Below are 17,902 nucleotides of genomic sequence, written 5' to 3' on the forward strand. Positions count from 1 at the left end.
GCGGCGGCCCGGCGCCCAGCCTGCCGCCGGCGCTGGGCTTCCTGCGGCTGTCGGAATCCAGCCGGGTGACCGGCGACGGCCGGCGCGTGGCGGTGGTGACGGCCGTCTGGCCGCCGCTGCGCGGCGCGATCAATTACCAGCTGAAATGGCGGCGCGCCGGCGGCGCCTGGTCGGTGCAGGTGGTGCCGGACACCGCGTCGAGCTGGGATGTCGACCCGGCCCGCTGGAAGCGTCGGTGGCGGCGGTATTCGCCGACGGCACGCTGTCGGCACCGGCGCTGGCGTCGTTGACGGTGCAGGGCCACGCGGTGCCGCCCGGCGGGCCACGGTGTTTCAGGCGATCGGCGAGGCGATGCAGATCACGCTGCGCTGGGCCTACCCGGACCGGGCCGACCTGCGCGGCGCGCAGATCCTGGCCTCGATGGACGGCAAGAGCTGGTCGAAGCTGGCCGACGTGGCCTACCCGGCGGCCAGCTGGGTGCATATGGGCATCGCCCTCGGCGTGGAGGTGCGCTACCAGCTGGTGGTGGTCGATAGCTGGGGCAACGCTTCCGCGCCGGTCAGCGCCAAAGCGCAACGGTGAAAGACCCCGCGCTGGCTGCTCCAGCTGATGAAGGGCAGCGTCGATTACAGCCTGCTGGCGCCCGATGTGGCCGGCAGCATCACCAGCTCGGACGCGGGCGGCCCGGGCGCTGCTGCGCGCCGGTGCTGCAGGTGGACAGCAGTTGGCTCGCAGGCGCGCGGCGGCGCGGGTGGTCAGCGGCCAGGCCTCGCCGCCATCGCCAGCGAGCAGCAGGTGAGGGCGGAGCAGCACACCGCCATGGCGTCGGACATCGACGTGCTGCAGGCGGCGGTGGCCGACAACGCCGGCGCCGTGGTCAACGAGATGATGGCGCGGGCGAGCGAAACCAGCGCGCTGGCGTCGCAGGTCAGCCGGGTGCAAACCACAGTGGCAGCAACAGCGGCGACCATCACCCAGCTGTCGCAGTCTATTGATGGTGTGCAGGGGCAATGGGCGCTGAAGGTGCAGTTAGAACAGCCAGGGGCAGAATCCGCGCGTCGCCGGCATCCAGCTGAACAGCGGCGCCGGCGGCTCGTCGTTTGCCGGTGCTGGCCGACTCGTTCCAGGTGGCGTTGCCGGATGGCACCAACCCGAAACCGGTGTTCAGCGTCACCCGCATCAACGGCCAGCCGGCCGTCGGCGTGGATGGCTCGCTGATCGCCGACGGCACCATCGTCGGTCGGCGGGTGATCGCGCTGGACTCGATCGATGCCGGTCAGATCAACAGCCGCGGGCTGACCATCCGCGACCAGGCCGGCAGCGTAGTAGTCGACATGACAGGCATGGGGGCCGGCTACATCAAGGGCCGGCTCACGGTCGGGCAGATCGACACCGAGAGCTTGCGCATCACCCGGAATGGCGCAGTGGTAGTCGATGCCAACGGCCTGGACGCCACCTACATCCGCAACCTGATGGTGGACACGCTGCAGATACGCGGCGAGGCGGTCAGCAAGAACGACACCCGCAGCATCACCGTCAACGGCTGGACCAACGCGTTCAATTACTCGTTCCAGTTCAGCTGCAGCGACAGCGGCACGCTGCTGGCGTTCGCCGATTCGCCGTTTGCCGATCCGGTGGCCACGCTGTATGGCCGCAACCGGTCGGTGCCGGTCAACGGCAGCGCGGTGCTGGTGCTCAACGTCAATGCCGGCGAGGTGGTCACGGTCGGGGTTTCGTCGCCGGCGATTCAAAAAAGCGGCGTGATCCGTTACGGCTGCGTGCTTTCAGGAGGTAGGGATGCCCATCGACATCATCGAGTACGACGACGCCGGCCGCATCGTCCAGACCGGCACCAGCCGGCCGGAGAACATCCAGCTGGACGAGGCCGCCGGCAAGCGAATCCTGATCGGCGTGGCGGACCCGGTGACGCAGTATGTGCGCGCCGGCGCCATCGTGCCGCGCCCGCCCGCTAGCGCGGTGCTGGACGGCATGACGCTGCGCCAGTTGCCGGCGCCATGCCGGCTGATCCTCGATGGCACGCCGTACCCGTGCCCGGAGGAGTCATGCGAGCTGTCGTTCGCGCACCCTGGCCGCCACCAGATCGTGGTGGAGGCCTGGCCACAACAGACGGCGATTTTTGAGGTGACGACATGAAGATCCACCACGTTGGAGATCACGCCGCGGTGCGGCGCCAACAGTACCCGGACATCGGCGACCAGCTGGACGCGCTGTGGCGCGTGGTGGCCAGCTTGCCGCCCGGCCAGCTGCCGCCACAGGCGGCGCAAGTGCTGGAGCAGATCCGGCAAGTCAAACACACCTACCCGAAGCCCCGCGATGACAGCGGGGCTTCTGCTTTGGAGGCCTGATGGCAGACCCTTCTCTCGGCGACATCGCGGTAGCTATCACCCAGCTGATGCAGCGCTACAACCTGACCATGGACCAGTTCAACGCCTGGCTGACCGGCAACGGCATGGTGACGCTGACCGACGCCGCCGGCGGCAGCCGCACGGTGCCCAGCGCCGCAAACGTGCTGCGCGCCGACGGCTCCAACGCCAGCGGCACCTGGCCGATCTCGGTGTCGGGCGTGGCTGGCAGCGTGAAGTCGCTGCCGGGCGACCAGGTGCTGCAGGCGCTGGGCTACCGGCCGCCGCGGCAGGACAACGTCCCTGACACCAAGGCCGCCGCCGCTTACATGCGCCTGGGTACGTTCAACTGCCCGCAGGGTGGCGCCAAGCTGGCGCTGATGCTGTTGTTCGGCAACGGCTACAACGCCATCAATGGCCAGCTGGGGATGGCGACGCTGCTGTTCAGCACCAGCAACGGCGCCGCCCAGCAGCCTGGATCGACAGGGCCGTTCTTCGGCGCGGCCACCGCCATGGTGTTTGGCAGCGTCGGCTGCACCTTCATGGTGTGTCAGAACGGCACCACTTCATACACCGTGTACGCGCAGCTGCCGGCCTGGGCCGGCGCCAACAGCTGCAGCGCGTTCGGCGACACCACCAGCGGCGGCTGGGCGGCCAGCCCGGCCCATGTCGGCGCGGCGCTGCCGGCTGGCAACTACCTGGCCGTGCAGCCGCAGCCGCTGCTGACCACCAGCCAGTTCAGTACCGTGCCGGTGCCCGCGCCGGCCTACACCCGCGCCACCGCGCCGGCGGCAGCCGCCTATGCCGGCGCGACGGTCTACATCACCGACGCCGCCGGCGGCGCGGCGATCGCGTTTTCGAACGGCACGGCCTGGATCAGCGTCCGGACCGGCAACCCTGTGTGAGGAGAAACATGAACCAATACCCATATGAATTGCTGATCCGCATGTCGCCGGCCGGCGTGGCGGGCGTGTCGCTGCGCTTCGCCGCCGATCAGCCCAATCCGATGAGCCAGCAACTGCAGACCTATGTCGGCGAGCCCCGGCCGCTGGCGGCGGAGGATCTGCAAGCCGGCCAGCCGCTGGCCATCGCGCTGGGCGTGGCCGCTACCGCGGCGCTGGCACCATACGCACTACCGCCGCAGTAACGCGCGGGGAAGAGGGGGGCCGGCTTGTTCCGGCCATTTATATAGGGAGTGGTAGATGCAGGATCACGAGAAGGGATTGCTGGCGTTGCTGACCGTAGGCGCGCTGATCGGCCTAGGCAAGCTGCTGGTCAGCCAGGAAGAAATCACCGTCCGGCTGGCCGTGGGCCGCGCCATTCTGGGCGGCGCCACCTCCACCGTTGCCGGCGTGGCGTTGACGCAGTTTCCGGACATGCCGCTGCCGGCACTGGTGGGCATCGGCGCCGGCCTGGGCATCCTGGGCGCCCAGTACCTGGAGGCGTGGCTCAAGCGACGCGCTGACAATCTGGCCAGCTAGTCCGGTGTCAGCGCCTGGATTTGCTGTTCAAAGCAAGCGGCCGGCAAAACGTCCAGATCCTGGCCGACAAGCAGCTCGCATTTGACCGGCTCTTTATGGCTGCTCACCCAATCTGAGATCAGATACAGGCAAACCGAGATCATTAGCCCATACAGCACAACCGGAACGGCGCGTCTCATGACAACCCCCAGCAGTCATACGTCATGCCTTGTTTTAGCGAGTTGACGCCTATATCGACAACTGACCATTCGGCCCGCCGTGCGCGGGCCGAACTCTTTCAGGAGAAACCCATGAAAACCAATGCTCAGGGCCTAGTCTTGATCAAGCAATTCGAGGGCCTACGCCTCACCGCCTACCAGGACGTCGTCGGCGTCTGGACCATAGGCTACGGCCATACCGGTACTGACGTCCGAGCCGGGCTGACAATCACCAACGACCAGGCAGAGCAGCTGCTCCGCCAAGACCTGGCTCGGTTTGAGTCCGGCATCGGCCGGCTGGTGGCCGTGCCGCTCAACGGCAACCAGTTTTCGGCGCTGGTCAGCTTCTCCTACAACCTGGGCCTGGCCAATCTGCAGGGCTCCACCCTGCTGCGGAAGCTGAACGCTGGCGACTATGCCGGCGCCGCCGGCCAGTTCCCGCGCTGGAACCGAGCCGGTGGCCAAATGCTGCCGGGCCTGACCCGCCGCCGGCTGGCCGAGCAATCGCTGTTTCAATCGAAGGAGGATGCGTGATGGACTGGAAACAAATCGTGGCCACGGTTGCACCGTGGATCGGTACTGCCCTTGGCGGTCCGCTTGGAGGTATGGCAGTCAGTGCTGTGGCCGATGCGATCGGCCTGCCGGAAAAAACCGAGGAGGCGGTGAAACAGGCTCTGGCTGGCGTGACGCCGGAGCAGATGCTGGCCGTCAAACAGGCTGACCAGCAGTTCGCGGCGAAAATGCAGGAACTCGGGTTCCAGAACCAACAGGCGTTGGAGGCGATCGCCGCCGGCGACCGCGCCAGCGCGCGTGAACGGGAGGTCAAAACCGGCGATATCACGCCGCGGTTGCTGGCCGCCGTCGTCGTCGCCGGCTTCTTTGCCATCATGGCGCTGATGATTTTCCAGGAGCTGCCGCCTACCGGCCGCGACTCGCTGCTGGTGCTGGTTGGCGCGCTGGGCGCGGCATTCGGCTCCATCATCCAGTACTACTACGGCAGTTCGGCCGGCAGTGCCGAGAAGGCCCGCACGATCGATGCGATGAAGCGCAGTGGGGCTGGCCTGCAGTAAGAAAGCGGCGCGGCCTGCTGCGGGAACAGCAGGCCGCGCCATCGTTGCACTCGCAGCTATACCTGCGAGCCTTGACCGTGGGCTTTCCCAGCTGTCGACAGCATGGAAAGCCTACCACAGACAATTAAGGCTCGTCATGATTGAAGTACGTTGTAATTGTTGCAATAAGAAGCTGGCTGAAGGTGAATTCGTGAAATTGAATATCAAATGCCCGCGCTGCCGGGCTATGAACTGCTATGTCGCTACCTCGCCACTGCCGGGCGGCAGTCCGGCGGGGTGCCGCAGGCAGAGCGGTAATGGTGTCACGCCAACAACGAAACAGGAGTAGCAAATGATACCGACCGAATACCGCGATTTCTGCCGCGAACTGGCTGAATTGAGCCGCAAATACGGGATTGTGATCGAGGCGGTCGGCGGCGTGGCGACCGACGTCCCGGCCGAGCAGCTGGCCAGGCTGACCTACTGCGCCGATCTCGACAGCGGCGACCTGATGCCGGAAGGCATTTAACCCCCGCCGGCATCTGCCAGCATTCCTCCGAGGGCCGCGCGCCCCCACTCCTGAGCCCCTGCGAGGGCCTGGGAGTCCTACATGAACGCATCCCCCATCATCCCCTGGATCGGCGGCAAACGTCGCCTGGCTGACCGCCTGCTGCCCCTGTTCCCGCCGCATAGCTGCTACATCGAGGTGTTCTGCGGCGGCGCTGCGCTGTTTTTCCTGCGGCAGCAGCCAGCGCAGTGCGAAATCATCAACGACGTGAACGGCGATCTGGTCAATCTGTACCGCGTCGTCCAGCACCACCTGGAGGAGTTTGTCCGGCAATTCAAATGGGCGCTGTCCAGCCGCCAGGTGTTTGCTTGGCTACAGGAGACCCGGCCGGAGACGCTGACCGACATCCAGCGCGCGGCGCGGTTTTTCTACCTGCAGCAGCACGCGTTCGGTGGGAAGGTCACCGGCCAGTCCTTTGGCACGTCGACCACGGCGCCGACGGTCAACCTGTTGCGCATCGAGGAGAATCTGTCGGCCGCCCACTTGCGGCTGGCCGGCGTGACGGTCGAGAACCTGGACTGGCGGCGCTGCATCGAGCGCTACGACCGCGAGCATGCGTTTTTCTACCTGGACCCGCCCTACTGGCAAACCGAGGGATACGGCGTGCCGTTCCCGTTCGCGGAATACGAGGCCATGGCCGAGATCATGCAGCGCGTGCGCGGCCGGGTCATGGTCAGCATCAACGACCATCCGGACATCCGGCGCGCATTCGCTGGCCACCACATGCTGGAGCTGGATATCAAGTACAGCAACGGCAATCAGCGCCAGGGTGCGCCGACGGCCTCGGGGGAATTGGTGATCATGAACTGGAATGCTGAGGAGTGTGGAGGCTTGTTTTAAAGGGGATGGCCCGGTGTTGGACCGGGCTATGTGCTTGATTTGATGATTACGCATTGTCAAGATCGTCACGATGTCAGCGTGGCCGTCATCCATATGGCCAACAGCAGTCTTCCAGTAGTCATATCGTGAACCTGTAGATGTTGCCGGTCTCAACAAAAGCGGCGCTGTGCACGTTCTCCGTATCAACGAAAGCGCCGCTCTTGATCTGCCGGCATCAACTTTCGCGCTTCATGTAGACATAGAACCAATTCTTTGGATAGGTCTCGTGCTCGCTGTATTGATCTTCTTTAACCGCGAACACGACTGTTAGCGGAACAGAATTTTTGACGGTTGTAAATTTATAAAAGGCATAACCGAGCCAATTATAGTCAGAGGAGTGGAATTTTCTATAATCATAGTAGGGTGAGAAATCTATTTTTTTTGTTTCACTCTTTAAGTCTGACATTAGAAATTTCTTTACGAATTTCAATTCCAATTTTTCAAAGTCAGCCTGTCCGAAATTAGTCAGAATTTCGACTTTGTCTGAATTGCTCATGGTGATGTTGCTATACTTCCAGGGAGCATCCCCATCTTTGCGATCTATATCGCTTGAGAAGCCTCCAACGATACCCCGTGTGGCTTGGGATGGGCGGCTAATTATATAGGTATACCACAAGGTTCCGGTAACAACTGGATCTGTAGGAATCTTCGGAACAAACAAGTCCACCTTGATGCTTGCATCCTTATTGCCAACATCATCAAGGGAGACTTTCCCACTCAGGACGTCCAAGTTTGTTCCTATAAACCTCTCCAAGTTTTCCTTGTCAAGAGGCGTGAGTTTTTTACTCTTCATGCCATCACTTAGAAAGTGATCATAGTTAACGACTGTGCCATATCGATCGGATATCTCATCAACGATCTTCGGAACTTTTTTCTCGCCACCTTCATTCATGATAAAAACTCCTAAAGCAACAAATATGATCGCAAGTATGGGCAATACTAATTTTTTTCTTTTCATTGCTCTTTAGGCTCTTTTGGCCAGTCTGCTGGATTGATAGTGGGGTCCGGCTTTTTTCCTGGATAGGCATTCCCGTCATGCATGAGATTGCGCCACTCAGTTTTATTCTGGCTGAGTCTTATTTCACCCTGCGGATACTTGTCATGAATGGCCTCATAGAAGGCGTATGGGTTTACGACATCCTCCATAACAACACCTTTTCCTATAAAACTAGAACCTCTGGGAACGCTCGACCAGCCCGCGACAATAATGTCTCGTGCACTTCTGGCACAGGTGAAATTCTGGAAGATATTATAATATCTCGCCCCTGCCAGCACTTCAGCTCGGTATTCTTTTCCCTTGGCAAGCATCTTTTCGTATTGATCCTCGCTTATGTTAAATCTGAAAAGGCGAGTGTCGCCTGGTATTTTGTATTCTGGAGACCCTTGTCCGTAGGCTCGCTGAACAGGGTTGTTATAAGCCGGGCCGAGGCTGTAGAAAAATGTGACCTTGAGATTTTTGGTTAAATACATGAACGTGTGGCCAGGGTCTTCCAGAACGTAATGAACCTTTCTCATGCCATTGGGGGCAACATACACCTCGCGGTAGGCATTCGGATCATTTACCTCAAACCCGATGATCAGGTGAAAGACATCTTCTCGATGTTCGGCCACGGCATTTTTATCTTTCGGCTGGGTCTTTGCCGTCGTTGTTTTTGGTTGCGCCATAGCCACTATTCTTCCAAATTCATTCCAGTTGCACCATGGTCTAAATGGACCGAGAGGTCATTTGGATCGCTGGTATGTATCCGCTGCGTCCTGCCATACTTGTCGGTCACGCCCTTGAATATCTGCCCTTTGCCGTCTTTGAGGATGTAGGGCATATTTTTCTGGATGTTGCCCTGAGCATCCTTCACCACGAATGAAAGGCTATTGTAATCCGCTGATGGCATGCCTTGCATATTCGTGCCAATTTGCGCCGGGCCTGAGAGCGCGATATTCTGTCCACGAATACTAACTGTGCCTGGGCAATGCACTTCAATATTGCCCCCTGCTATTCTGATGTAACCGCCGCCTGACATTTTCTCTCCAGGGTAGGATGGTTCGGATTAGAAAATCAAATACATTATTCGCTCAGCATGACATTCATCATTGCAATGCAGGCCGAAGACAGCCTCATCGTCTCCGCCGACAACACGACGATCGCGTTCACCAATTCCACTGCCTTTAGGCGGAGCATTGCCTGCCAAAAACTCCACGAGTGGCCAGGTGGTGTGTTCACCGGCACCGGCGAGTATGGCGTCGTTCAGCGCACGCTAGGGCACCTCACCCGCGGAGCTGCCCTAGCGTCTCTGCCGGTGCTGCTGGCGCGCGAGAAGGAGTGTCGGCGCCAAGAGGCCGGCCCGAACGAACAGATCGACATCACGCGGTTGATTCTGTCAGCCCCTACGCCACAAGGCCCGCGGCTGCACATCGTCACGGATGACGCCATCGAGCAGATCGGCCCAGGCGAGCTGCTGATGTTCTTCCCGCTCAACCACGACTTCCTGTCGGCCTCGTCAGAGGCAATCCACGACCTGAACGCTTCGCTATGGGCCAAGTCGAACTTTGCCACGCCTGATGAGTGGATCAGCTTCTATGCGGAGAAGTTCTCGGAAATTTACGCACTGCAGAATCAAAACAACGAGCTAATCAGTAGGAGCTTCCATATCTACTTTCAGGCTGAAGAGCTGTCACTGACGTTCATTGCGGCCAACTCCTCGTAGTGCTAGCACAGCTTGGGACAGGTGATGGAGTGGAGTCACCTATGTAGGTCACCTCCTTGCCAAACATTGAGGTGGTGGCCGCTGCGCTGACGACTTTATCCTCCATGGTTAGTGGGGTCGCCGAGTCGGATAACGGGTTTCATCGGGATGAGGAGCTGCAGGATAAAAGATCGTGGAGACTACCATAATCCATTCTGCAGCTCTGCTGGGCATTTGGTCAGGTGGGTTTACTATCGTTGGCGGCCGTGGGGGGGGCCTCCGACTCAAATAGCAGTGTGGCGGCCACGGCTTGCAGCAAGTGGAACGTGGACTCGCCATCTAGCGTTGTGCCATTTGACCGATCCGCTATCAGCGAGCAATGCCCTTTGAGGAGGGAAGCGAGGTTTTCGAGTGTTTCCCTGGTGCTGGAGCCGATCATGGGGTTCAGGCAATGCGCGAGATCACGGGTGAGGTGCAGGTAGTGCATGTTAGCGCCTTATTTTTTTGGAGGAAGAAGCATTATCTCCACGATATACGCATATTTCATTCCCTGAAAAGAAGGGCTGCTCCGTCGCACTGGATGCAAAATTCGAATTAATCAGTACAGCTGAACAGGATTTTTACAAGGTGTCTTGAATTGTTCGCGCCATACCGTTCGACCATGCGATTGACATGGTCGGTGACGGTGGTCTCATCGATGCCGAGCGCGGCTGCTGTACTGCGGTAGCTTTCGCCCAGGCTGATGAGTTCGACCACATCCCGCTCCCGCGGCGAGAGCTCGAATAGCCGGTTCTTGGGTAGCAGGAGCCGCCGTGCGCACTGGACGATATGCGTCCATACCATTTCTATCATCCGGATTAGTTGGGCATCCTCTTCGGCTCGTTGCCCGGATAGGCTGAGGATCACCCGATGATTTCGCTGGTCGGAAATAAAGGAAACACCATGCGTCATGCCATTGTTGCGGCATGAGGCGAGGAATTTGCGCTGTGACAGGGTAGGACGTTTGAGCCTGGCGAACTCGGCGGACCAGTGCACGGGCTGGCCGGCTGGGGCGCTGAGGATGGGATCGGCAGAGCGGAATCCTGGGTCGTCGTAGCGCTCCAGCCAGTCGGCTGGCCAGTCGTGATAGATGACTCGGTGTAGTTGCGGAAGATAGCGACCGCGACCGGATATCGCAAGGAGGACGGGAGGCATGAGGGGTATGGCATTACGTAATCCACGGAGCCATTGAGTCAGTTCATCTACAGATGAGAGTGAAGCGAGTTGTTCATGTATCGCCAACAAGGAATACGCCGACCATGGCGGCACCTCGACTAGCAGCTGCCGAATGCGATCCTGCATGCAGACTCCCCGATCCCTGTACATCTGCTTCTCTTTATTTCAGTCCAAACAAGTACATTTACAGATGGGGGCTCATACTTGATACAGAAGCGTGGTGCAGGGTGAAGAAAAGCCCGTCAAATATGCAAAATGATTTCCGAAATCGATGCGTAAGTGCTTGATTTTAAAGGTGTGAAAGTTGTTGTTTTTCCTTGCAACTTACCTCAACTTAACTTCTTAAGTCATTGATATTTATATGAATAATGTATTGATATGCACTTATAACATCCACAAGGGCATGTCGCCGCTGAACCGGCACGTGCGAGTGGACGATATGGCAGACGCGCTGGCGACGCTGGCGCCGGACATGCTGTTTTTGCAGGAAGTGCAGGGCAAGAATCTTGAGCGGGCGATACGGCACCACCGCTGGCCGGCTCAGCCGCAGCACCATTTTCTGGCCAACCGCTTGTCGCACCGGGCGGTTTACGGTTTGAACGCCGCTTATGACCATGGCCACCATGGCAATGCCTTGCTGACGCGCTTTGCGGTGCGCGAGTGGTGCAACCGCGATATCTCGGTCAACCGTTTCGAGAGTCGCGGCGTGCTGCAATGCCTGCTGCAACCGGATGGCTGGCCGCAGCCGGTGGTGGCGCTCTGCGGCCATTTCAATCTGCTGGCGTTTGACCGCCGCAAGCAGTACCGCGGGCTGGCCAGCTATGTGCAGCAGGCCATCGCCGAGCATTTGCCGCTGATCCTGGCCGGCGACTTCAACGACTGGCGCGGCGAGGCCAGCGCGCTGTTGTACCGCGAGCTGGGCCTGGAAGAGGCTTTTTTGCAGACCCGGGGCGCGCACGCGCAGAGTTTTCCGGCGCGCATGCCTATGCTGACATTGGACCGCATCTATGTACGCGGCTTGAAAGTGGAGGCCGCGCGGGTTTTGTCGGGCAAGCCCTGGTCTGGATTGTCCGACCACCTGCCTTTGTGCGCCGAAATCAGCCCGCTATAGCCGGCTGGCCGGCGATTTTGATAACTTAAAAATCTATATAAATAACTTAAATCTCACAATCAATAGCGTTTTTTGCAATAACGCGACGGTTGCTTATAATTTTTTAAAAGGCGGTTGACGCTAAGCGAAAAAACATGTTCAATCTCAATCAAATTTATCGCCGATTTGAACACAGCTTGCGGGCGTAAAACAGCTAAAGCGTGGGTAAACAGACCCCGTCATCGGACCAAACTGTTTACAAACAATCTCACGGACATTCCGAAGATTTCCACAGCAAAGCCCGCCGCAGCTATCGGTGGGCTTTGTGCATCTGGGAGTGTTTGGAATGATTCATCTGCAAAATGTCTGCAAGCGGTTTCGCAGCCCCGAGGGCGGCTGGTTCGACGCCGTGGCGGAAACCTCGCTGACCATCAAGGCTGGGGAAGTCTTCGGCCTGATCGGTTTCTCCGGCGCCGGCAAATCCACCTTGCTGCGCCTGATCAATCTGCTGGAGCGTCCGGACGCCGGCGCGGTGATCGTCGACGGCCAGGATCTGACCAGCCTGTCCGCCAAGCAGCTGCGAGCCGCGCGCCAGAATATCGGCATGGTGTTCCAGCAGTTCAATCTGCTGGCCAACCGCACCGTCGCCGGCAACGTCGCCTTTCCGCTGGAAATCGCCGGCTGGGGCCGCGCCGACATCGAAAAGCGCGTGGCCGAGTGCCTGGCCATTGTCGGCCTGGAAGACCGGGCCAACCACTACCCGGCCCAGCTGTCCGGCGGCCAGAAGCAGCGCGTCGGCATTGCCCGCGCCCTGGCGCCGCGTCCGCACGTGATCCTGGCCGATGAGCCGACCTCCGCGCTCGACCCCAAAACCACTCAATCCATCCTGGACTGCCTGAAAGACATCAACGACCGCTTCGGCGTGACCGTGGTGATCGTCACCCACGAAATGCACGTGGTGCGCAGCATCTGCCACCGCGCCGCGGTGCTGGACCAGGGCAGGGTAGTGGAAGTCGTCGATGTTAACAATCGCGAGGTCGAAGCGGATTCCGCGCTGGCCCGCTCGCTGCTGGAGGCCGCGTAATGGATGCTGCAACCCTGAGCGAAGCTCTGCAGAACCTGCAGTCGATGGCGCCTGAGATCTGGCAGGCCAGTCAGGAAACCGGCGTGATGCTAGGCATAGGCCTGGCTGCGGCCATCCTGCTGGGCGGCCCGCTGGGCGTGGTCCTGTACCTGTCCCAAGCCGGGCAGATGTTCGCCAACCGTTTCGTCAACGGCGTATTGAGCTGGCTGGTTAACCTGGTGCGCTCCTTCCCCTTCATCATCCTGATGGTGTCGCTAGTGCCGCTGACCCGCCTGTTGGTGGGCAGCACCATCGGCCCGATCGCCGCGTCGGTGCCGCTGTCTTTTGCCGCCATTCCGTATTTCGCCCGCCTGGTGGAGCAGACCTTGCGCGAAATCCCACGCGGCGTGGTGGAAGCCGCCGAGGCGATGGGCGCGAGCCCCTTGCAGATCATTTTCAAGGTGCTGGTGAACGAAGCCCGCTCCGGCCTGATTTCCGGCCTCACCATCCTGACCATCAGCTTTCTCAGCTATACCGCGGTGGCGGGAGTGGTCGGCGGCGGCGGCATCGGCGATTTGGCCATCCGCTACGGCTATTACCGCTTCCAGACCGACATCATGGTGGCCATGGTGCTGATGCTGGTGGTGTTGGTGCAGATCATCCAGCTGCTAGGCAACCGCCTGGCGGCCAAGCTGGACAAACGTTGAGTTTCAGACGCGCAAATTTAAAGGAGAGAACAATGCGTAGATTCGTTATCAAGGCAGTTGCGGCATCGGTTGTGGGCCTGGCGCTGGCCGGCAATGTCCTGGCCGCCGATCCGGCCAAGAAGGAAATCGTCATCGGCACCACCGTGGGCGACTTCGGCGACATGGTGAAACAATCGATCAAGCCGCAGCTGGAAAAGCAGGGCTACTCGGTCAAACTGGTGGAGTTCACCGACTACGTGCGTCCCAACCTGGCGCTGCAGGAAGGCTCGCTGGATGTGAACGTCTTCCAGCACAAGCCTTATCTGGACAACTTCGCCAAGGAGCACAAGCTGTCGCTGAAGGAAGCGTTCCAGGTGCCGACCGCGCCGCTGGGCATCTATCCGGGCAAGTTGAAGTCGCTGAAGGACGCCAAGCCTGGCGTGACCCTGGCCGCGCCTAATGATCCGTCCAACTTCGCCCGTGCGCTGGTGATGCTGAGCGACCTGGGCTGGGTGAAGCTGAAGCCGGGCGTCAACCCGCTGACCGCCTCCGAGCGCGACATCGCCGTCAACCTGAAGAAAGTGAAGATCATCCAGCTGGAAGCCGCGCAACTGCCGCGCTCGCGCAGCGATGTGGACTTCTCGGTGATCAACGGCAACTATGCCACCAGCTCCGGCATCAAGCTGACCGAGGTCGTTTACCAAGAAAAGAGCTACGCCTACGTCAACTGGGGCGTGGTGCGCGCCGCCGATGCCGGCAAGCCGTGGGCAAAGGATGTGATCGCCGCCTACAATTCGCCGGCCTTCAAGACCTACACCAAGCAGAAATTCGCCGGCTACAAGCTGCCGCAAGGCTGGAACTGAGTTTTCTTGTAACACTCCTGGCTACAAGACTTGACGGAGGGCTTCGGCCCTCCTTTTTTGCGTCCGCGGCAAGCAGCGCCCATGCGGCCCAAACGCTTGCGGGGCGGGCATTGCCCCGGCCTTTCGTGGTAGAATGGAAAGATTGTCACATCTATCGGCTACACGTTGCCTGGGCGTAATTCAGCAAATACGACGCGCACCTGGCGAACGGTGGCCGGATCATCCTTACGAATCAAGACACTATGACCGATAACCTGTTCGCCAAGGAAACGATTCCCATCAGCCTCGAAGAGGAGATGCGCCGTTCTTATCTCGACTACGCGATGAGCGTGATCGTGGGCCGCGCACTGCCGGACGTGCGCGACGGCCTCAAGCCGGTGCACCGCCGCGTGCTGTTCGCCATGCACGAGCTGTCCAACGATTGGAACCGCGCATACAAGAAGTCGGCCCGTATCGTTGGCGACGTGATCGGTAAATACCACCCGCACGGCGACACCGCGGTGTACGACACCATCGTGCGCTTGGCACAGGACTTTTCGCTGCGCTACCCGCTGGTGGACGGCCAGGGCAACTTCGGCTCGGTGGACGGCGACAACGCCGCCGCCATGCGTTACACCGAAATCCGCATGGCGCGCATCGCGCACGAGCTGCTGTCCGACATCGAAAAAGAAACCGTCGATTTCGGCCCCAACTACGACGGCTCCGAACACGAACCGCTGATCCTGCCGGCCAAGCTTCCCAACCTACTGATCAACGGCTCCTCCGGCATCGCGGTGGGCATGGCCACCAACATCCCGCCGCACAACTTGAATGAAGTCGTCGACGCCTGCCTGGCCCTGCTGGCCAACAGCGAGCTGACGATAGACGAGCTGATCGACATCATTCCGGCGCCGGACTTCCCGACCGCGGGCATCATCTACGGCACCGCCGGCGTCAAGGAAGGCTACCGCACCGGCCGCGGCCGCGTGATCATGCGCGCGCGCACCCATACCGAACCGATAGGCAAGGGCGACCGCGAAGCGATCATCGTCGACGAGATTCCGTATCAGGTGAACAAGGCGCGCCTGCTGGAACGCATCAGCGAACTGGTGCGCGACAAGCAGATCGAAGGCATTTCCGACCTGCGCGACGAGTCGGACAAGTCCGGCATGCGCGTGGTGATCGAGCTGAAGCGCGGCGAAGTGCCGGAAGTGGTACTCAACCACCTGTACAAGCTGACCCAGCTGCAGGACAGCTTCGGCATCAATATGGTGGCGCTGGTCGACGGCCAGCCGCGCCTGCTGAACCTGAAGCAGATTCTGGTGGAATTCCTGCGCCACCGCCGCGAAGTGGTCACCCGCCGCACCATCTTCGAATTGAAGAAGGCCCGCGAGCGCGGCCACATCCTGGAAGGCCTGGCCGTCGCGCTGTCCAACGTGGACGAGATCATCGCGCTGATCAAGGCCTCCGAAACCCCGCCGCAAGCCAAGATCGCCTTGATGGACCGCGTCTGGCGCTCGCAGTTGGTGGAAGAGATGCTGTCGCGTGTCGATCCGGACAAGGCCCGGCCGGAAGGCCTGGATGAAAGCTTCGGCCTGAAGACCGACGGCTACCGCTTGTCCGACACGCAAGCCCAGGCCATCCTGGAAATGCGCCTGCAGCGCCTGACCGGCCTGGAGCAGGATAAGATCGTCGGCGAATACCGCGACATCATGGCGGTGATTCTGGACCTGCTGGACACCCTGGCCCGTCCGGAGCGCATCAACCAGATCATCTCCGACGAGCTGACCGCCATCCGCGCCCAGTTCGGCGACCCGCGCCGCTCCGAGATCGAGCCTTACGGCGGCGACATCAACATCGAAGACCTGATCACCCCGCAAGACATGGTGGTGACCATCTCGCACAGCGGCTACATCAAGGCGCAGCCGATAGACGACTACAGCTCGCAGCGCCGCGGCGGACGCGGCAAGCAGGCCGCCGCCACCAAGGACGACGACTTCATCGAAACGCTGTTCGTCGCCAATACCCACGACTACGTGCTGTGCTTCTCCAGCCGTGGCCGCTGCTACTGGCGCAAGGTGTACGATCTGCCACAAGGCGGCCGCCAGAGCCGCGGCAAACCGATGGTCAACGTGCTGCCGCTGGAGGCGGGCGAGAAGATCAACGCGCTGTTGCCGGTCAAGGAATTCCGCGACGACCAGTTCATCTTCATGTGCACCGCCAACGGCACCGTGAAGAAGACCCCACTGGTGGACTTCTCCCGTCCGCGCACTGCCGGCATCATCGCGGTCAACCTGGATGACGGCGACAACCTGATCGGCGTGGCGCTGACCCACGGCGACGACCAGGTGATGCTGTTCTCCGACGCCGGCAAGGCCGTGCGCTTCAGCGAAACCGCAGTCCGCGCCATGGGCCGCAACGCCACTGGCGTGCGCGGCATGATGCTGGCTGACGATCAGCAGGTGATCTCGCTGCTGGTGAGCAACTCGGAGCAGCAGATGGTGCTGACCGCCAGCGACGGCGGCTACGGCAAGCGCACCTGCGTCGGCGACTTCCGCCTGACCAGCCGCGGCACCCAGGGCGTGATCGCCATGGACCTGACCGACAAGACCGGCCTCAAGCTGGTTGCGGCCAGCCTGGTGGAGGAAACCGACGACGTGATGCTGATCACCACCGGCGGCGTGCTGATCCGCACCAAGGTGGCGGAAGTGCGCGAAACCGGCCGCTCGGCCCAAGGCGTGCGCCTGATCAACCTGGACGATGGCGAAAAGCTGATCGGCCTGGAGATCGTGGCCGAATCCGAGGCGGAAGTCGACGTCGATGGTGAAGAGGGCGACGCCGCGGGCGCGGCGGAGCAGGGCGAAGCGTAATGATTCCGACCCCTGCCAACCCGCAGGTGCTGGAGGCGATGAGCGCGCTCTTCGTCTCCTTCCCCCACTGCGCGACGCTGGGTTTCGAATATGTCGGCACCGAGGGGCGCAAGCCCACGCTGAAACTGGCATGGCGCGAAGACCTGGTGGGCAATCCGACCTCCGGCATCATCCATGGCGGGGTGATCACCTCGCTGGTGGACACCTGTAGCGCCATCGCCGTGACTACCCAGTTGCCGGGGGCGGAAACCATCGCCACCCTGGATCTGCGCATCGACTACCTGAAGTCCGCCACGCCGGGCAAGGCCATCTACTGCACCGCCGAATGCTACCGGCTGGCCAGTCAGATCGCTTTCACCCGCGCGGTGTGCTATCACGAGAATCCGGCCGACCCCATCGCCCACGGCGTGGCCACCTTCATGCGCGAGTCCAGCCGTACGCCTATGCTTCAGGAGGAGGGCCGGCCATGAGCGAATTCATGCAACGCTTCGCCGAGCTGCGCGAACGCAAGGCCTTTGCCGAGATCGTGGACACGTTGCCCTATGTCAAGCTGATGGGAGTGGAACTGAGCGAGGACGACGCGGGCGAGTTGCGCTTCGACCTGCCGTTCGCCAAACGCAATGTCGGCAATACCGCCTTGCCGGCGCTGCATGGCGGCCTGATTGGCGGCTTTATGGAAAGCGCGGCGATCATACATCTGATGTGGAACCGCGAATCGCTGGAAGCGCCGAAGATAGTGGACTTCTCGCTGGACTACCTGCGCCCGGGGCGCCCGCAGACGCTGAGCGCCCAATGCGAAATCACCAAGCAGGGCAAGCGGGTGGCCCATGTGCTGATTGAAGCCTGGCAAGATGACCGCAGCAAGCCGGTTGCAGTGGCGCGCGCCCATTTTCTGCTGAGCAACTGAGCCGCCTGCGA

Annotated in this window: 28 protein-coding genes; 21 read left to right on the forward strand and 7 right to left on the reverse strand. The window is 60.9% G+C overall.

Going from position 1 to position 17,902, the window contains the following annotated elements; translation table 11 throughout:
• A partial coding sequence (locus BI347_RS24045; RefSeq protein ID WP_158020820.1) for a hypothetical protein occupies nucleotides 1-290 on the forward strand: 290 nt, incomplete at its 5' end.
• Between the two features lie 37 nt (nucleotides 291-327).
• Entirely contained in the window at nucleotides 328-582 is a 255-nt protein-coding gene (locus tag BI347_RS18940) for a hypothetical protein (protein WP_139167264.1), read from the forward strand.
• Nucleotides 583-755: 173 nt separating this feature from the next.
• Here the strand turns inward: BI347_RS18940 and BI347_RS18945 are convergent, their stop codons facing one another.
• Complete coding sequence (locus tag BI347_RS18945) at nucleotides 756-974, reverse strand: hypothetical protein (protein WP_139167265.1); 219 nt, start codon at nucleotides 972-974, stop codon at nucleotides 756-758.
• 126 nt (nucleotides 975-1,100) lie between these two features.
• Here BI347_RS18945 and BI347_RS18950 point away from each other — a divergent pair, with 126 nt between their 5' ends.
• Genes BI347_RS18950 through BI347_RS18975 form a run of 6 tightly spaced genes read left to right on the forward strand, consistent with a single transcriptional unit; the run spans nucleotide 1,101 to nucleotide 3,844 of the window.
• Nucleotides 1,101-1,973: a hypothetical protein gene (locus BI347_RS18950; RefSeq protein ID WP_071116762.1), complete on the forward strand. Its 873-nt coding sequence runs from the start codon at nucleotides 1,101-1,103 to the stop codon at nucleotides 1,971-1,973.
• Nucleotides 1,924-2,154, forward strand: coding sequence for a hypothetical protein (locus tag BI347_RS18955; RefSeq protein WP_139167266.1), 231 nt, complete (start codon nucleotides 1,924-1,926; stop codon nucleotides 2,152-2,154). Before BI347_RS18950 ends, BI347_RS18955 begins: the two co-directional genes overlap by 50 nt.
• Nucleotides 2,151-2,366 carry a hypothetical protein gene (locus BI347_RS18960; RefSeq protein ID WP_071116764.1) on the forward strand — a complete coding sequence of 72 codons (216 nt, stop codon included), beginning with the start codon at nucleotides 2,151-2,153 and terminating at the stop codon, nucleotides 2,364-2,366. Before BI347_RS18955 ends, BI347_RS18960 begins: the two co-directional genes overlap by 4 nt.
• Nucleotides 2,366-3,268, forward strand: coding sequence for a hypothetical protein (locus tag BI347_RS18965; protein ID WP_071116765.1), 903 nt, complete (start codon nucleotides 2,366-2,368; stop codon nucleotides 3,266-3,268). The genes BI347_RS18960 and BI347_RS18965 overlap by 1 nt, the downstream gene beginning before the upstream one ends.
• Nucleotides 3,269-3,276: 8 nt before the next feature.
• The gene (locus tag BI347_RS18970) at nucleotides 3,277-3,510 is read left to right on the forward strand and encodes a hypothetical protein (protein ID WP_071116766.1); all 234 of its coding nucleotides are present in this window, start codon (nucleotides 3,277-3,279) and stop codon (nucleotides 3,508-3,510) included.
• 55 nt (nucleotides 3,511-3,565) lie between these two features.
• The gene (locus BI347_RS18975) at nucleotides 3,566-3,844 is read left to right on the forward strand and encodes a phage holin family protein (RefSeq protein ID WP_071116767.1); all 279 of its coding nucleotides are present in this window, start codon (nucleotides 3,566-3,568) and stop codon (nucleotides 3,842-3,844) included.
• On the opposite strand, the gene BI347_RS23730 is transcribed toward BI347_RS18975, so the two are convergent.
• On the reverse strand, nucleotides 3,841-4,023 hold the full coding sequence (locus BI347_RS23730) for a hypothetical protein (protein WP_139167267.1): 183 nt from the start codon (nucleotides 4,021-4,023) through the stop codon (nucleotides 3,841-3,843). The genes BI347_RS18975 and BI347_RS23730 overlap by 4 nt on opposite strands.
• Before the next feature lie 111 nt (nucleotides 4,024-4,134).
• Between BI347_RS23730 and BI347_RS18980 the strand changes: the two genes are divergently transcribed.
• From BI347_RS18980 to BI347_RS18990, 5 genes are all read left to right on the forward strand, one after another.
• The gene (locus tag BI347_RS18980) at nucleotides 4,135-4,575 is read left to right on the forward strand and encodes a lysozyme (RefSeq protein ID WP_071116768.1); all 441 of its coding nucleotides are present in this window, start codon (nucleotides 4,135-4,137) and stop codon (nucleotides 4,573-4,575) included.
• Nucleotides 4,575-5,111, forward strand: coding sequence for a hypothetical protein (locus BI347_RS24285; RefSeq protein ID WP_193431063.1), 537 nt, complete (start codon nucleotides 4,575-4,577; stop codon nucleotides 5,109-5,111). The genes BI347_RS18980 and BI347_RS24285 overlap by 1 nt, the downstream gene beginning before the upstream one ends.
• Before the next feature lie 136 nt (nucleotides 5,112-5,247).
• Nucleotides 5,248-5,439, forward strand: coding sequence for a Com family DNA-binding transcriptional regulator (locus BI347_RS23055; protein WP_083339053.1), 192 nt, complete (start codon nucleotides 5,248-5,250; stop codon nucleotides 5,437-5,439).
• A gap of 3 nt (nucleotides 5,440-5,442) precedes the next feature.
• Nucleotides 5,443-5,619 (forward strand): hypothetical protein, encoded by a 177-nt coding sequence (locus tag BI347_RS24050; protein WP_158020821.1) that lies wholly within the window; start codon nucleotides 5,443-5,445, stop codon nucleotides 5,617-5,619.
• A gap of 81 nt (nucleotides 5,620-5,700) precedes the next feature.
• Complete coding sequence (locus BI347_RS18990; protein WP_071116770.1) at nucleotides 5,701-6,498, forward strand: DNA adenine methylase; 798 nt, start codon at nucleotides 5,701-5,703, stop codon at nucleotides 6,496-6,498.
• 214 nt (nucleotides 6,499-6,712) lie between these two features.
• Here BI347_RS18990 and BI347_RS18995 read toward each other — a convergent pair whose 3' ends face one another.
• The 3 genes from BI347_RS18995 to BI347_RS19005 form a co-directional block, all read right to left on the reverse strand.
• The gene (locus BI347_RS18995) at nucleotides 6,713-7,429 is read right to left on the reverse strand and encodes a hypothetical protein (protein WP_158020822.1); all 717 of its coding nucleotides are present in this window, start codon (nucleotides 7,427-7,429) and stop codon (nucleotides 6,713-6,715) included.
• Between the two features lie 62 nt (nucleotides 7,430-7,491).
• The gene (locus BI347_RS19000) at nucleotides 7,492-8,202 is read right to left on the reverse strand and encodes a hypothetical protein (RefSeq protein WP_071116772.1); all 711 of its coding nucleotides are present in this window, start codon (nucleotides 8,200-8,202) and stop codon (nucleotides 7,492-7,494) included.
• Nucleotides 8,203-8,207: 5 nt separating this feature from the next.
• Nucleotides 8,208-8,555: a DUF2345 domain-containing protein gene (locus tag BI347_RS19005; protein ID WP_139167268.1), complete on the reverse strand. Its 348-nt coding sequence runs from the start codon at nucleotides 8,553-8,555 to the stop codon at nucleotides 8,208-8,210.
• A gap of 57 nt (nucleotides 8,556-8,612) precedes the next feature.
• Between BI347_RS19005 and BI347_RS19010 the strand changes: the two genes are divergently transcribed.
• The gene (locus tag BI347_RS19010; RefSeq protein WP_071116774.1) at nucleotides 8,613-9,239 is read left to right on the forward strand and encodes a hypothetical protein; all 627 of its coding nucleotides are present in this window, start codon (nucleotides 8,613-8,615) and stop codon (nucleotides 9,237-9,239) included.
• A 217-nt stretch (nucleotides 9,240-9,456) separates the two neighbouring features.
• Here the strand turns inward: BI347_RS19010 and BI347_RS19015 are convergent, their stop codons facing one another.
• Nucleotides 9,457-9,705 carry a hypothetical protein gene (locus tag BI347_RS19015; RefSeq protein ID WP_071116775.1) on the reverse strand — a complete coding sequence of 83 codons (249 nt, stop codon included), beginning with the start codon at nucleotides 9,703-9,705 and terminating at the stop codon, nucleotides 9,457-9,459.
• 107 nt (nucleotides 9,706-9,812) lie between these two features.
• Nucleotides 9,813-10,559, reverse strand: coding sequence for a helix-turn-helix transcriptional regulator (locus BI347_RS19020; RefSeq protein ID WP_158020823.1), 747 nt, complete (start codon nucleotides 10,557-10,559; stop codon nucleotides 9,813-9,815).
• 235 nt (nucleotides 10,560-10,794) lie between these two features.
• Between BI347_RS19020 and BI347_RS19025 the strand changes: the two genes are divergently transcribed.
• The 7 genes from BI347_RS19025 to BI347_RS19055 all read left to right on the forward strand — a co-directional run bounded on the left by BI347_RS19025 (nucleotide 10,795) and on the right by BI347_RS19055 (nucleotide 17,891).
• On the forward strand, nucleotides 10,795-11,544 hold the full coding sequence (locus tag BI347_RS19025) for an endonuclease/exonuclease/phosphatase family protein (protein ID WP_071116777.1): 750 nt from the start codon (nucleotides 10,795-10,797) through the stop codon (nucleotides 11,542-11,544).
• Between the two features lie 325 nt (nucleotides 11,545-11,869).
• Complete coding sequence (locus BI347_RS19030) at nucleotides 11,870-12,607, forward strand: methionine ABC transporter ATP-binding protein (RefSeq protein WP_071114479.1); 738 nt, start codon at nucleotides 11,870-11,872, stop codon at nucleotides 12,605-12,607.
• Nucleotides 12,607-13,293 carry a methionine ABC transporter permease gene (locus tag BI347_RS19035; protein ID WP_071114478.1) on the forward strand — a complete coding sequence of 229 codons (687 nt, stop codon included), beginning with the start codon at nucleotides 12,607-12,609 and terminating at the stop codon, nucleotides 13,291-13,293. The genes BI347_RS19030 and BI347_RS19035 overlap by 1 nt, the downstream gene beginning before the upstream one ends.
• A 32-nt stretch (nucleotides 13,294-13,325) precedes the next feature.
• Entirely contained in the window at nucleotides 13,326-14,135 is an 810-nt protein-coding gene (locus BI347_RS19040; protein ID WP_071116778.1) for a MetQ/NlpA family ABC transporter substrate-binding protein, read from the forward strand.
• 242 nt (nucleotides 14,136-14,377) lie between these two features.
• On the forward strand, nucleotides 14,378-16,984 hold the full coding sequence (gene gyrA / locus BI347_RS19045) for a DNA gyrase subunit A (protein WP_071114476.1): 2,607 nt from the start codon (nucleotides 14,378-14,380) through the stop codon (nucleotides 16,982-16,984).
• Nucleotides 16,984-17,454 (forward strand): PaaI family thioesterase, encoded by a 471-nt coding sequence (locus BI347_RS19050; protein ID WP_071114475.1) that lies wholly within the window; start codon nucleotides 16,984-16,986, stop codon nucleotides 17,452-17,454. The genes gyrA and BI347_RS19050 overlap by 1 nt, the downstream gene beginning before the upstream one ends.
• Nucleotides 17,451-17,891, forward strand: coding sequence for a PaaI family thioesterase (locus tag BI347_RS19055; RefSeq protein ID WP_071114474.1), 441 nt, complete (start codon nucleotides 17,451-17,453; stop codon nucleotides 17,889-17,891). The genes BI347_RS19050 and BI347_RS19055 overlap by 4 nt, the downstream gene beginning before the upstream one ends.
• Nucleotides 17,892-17,902: the final 11 nt, after the last annotated feature.

It is taken from the genome of Chromobacterium sphagni (genome assembly GCF_001855575.1).
GTDB classification, from domain to species: Bacteria; Pseudomonadota; Gammaproteobacteria; order Burkholderiales; family Chromobacteriaceae; genus Chromobacterium; species Chromobacterium sphagni.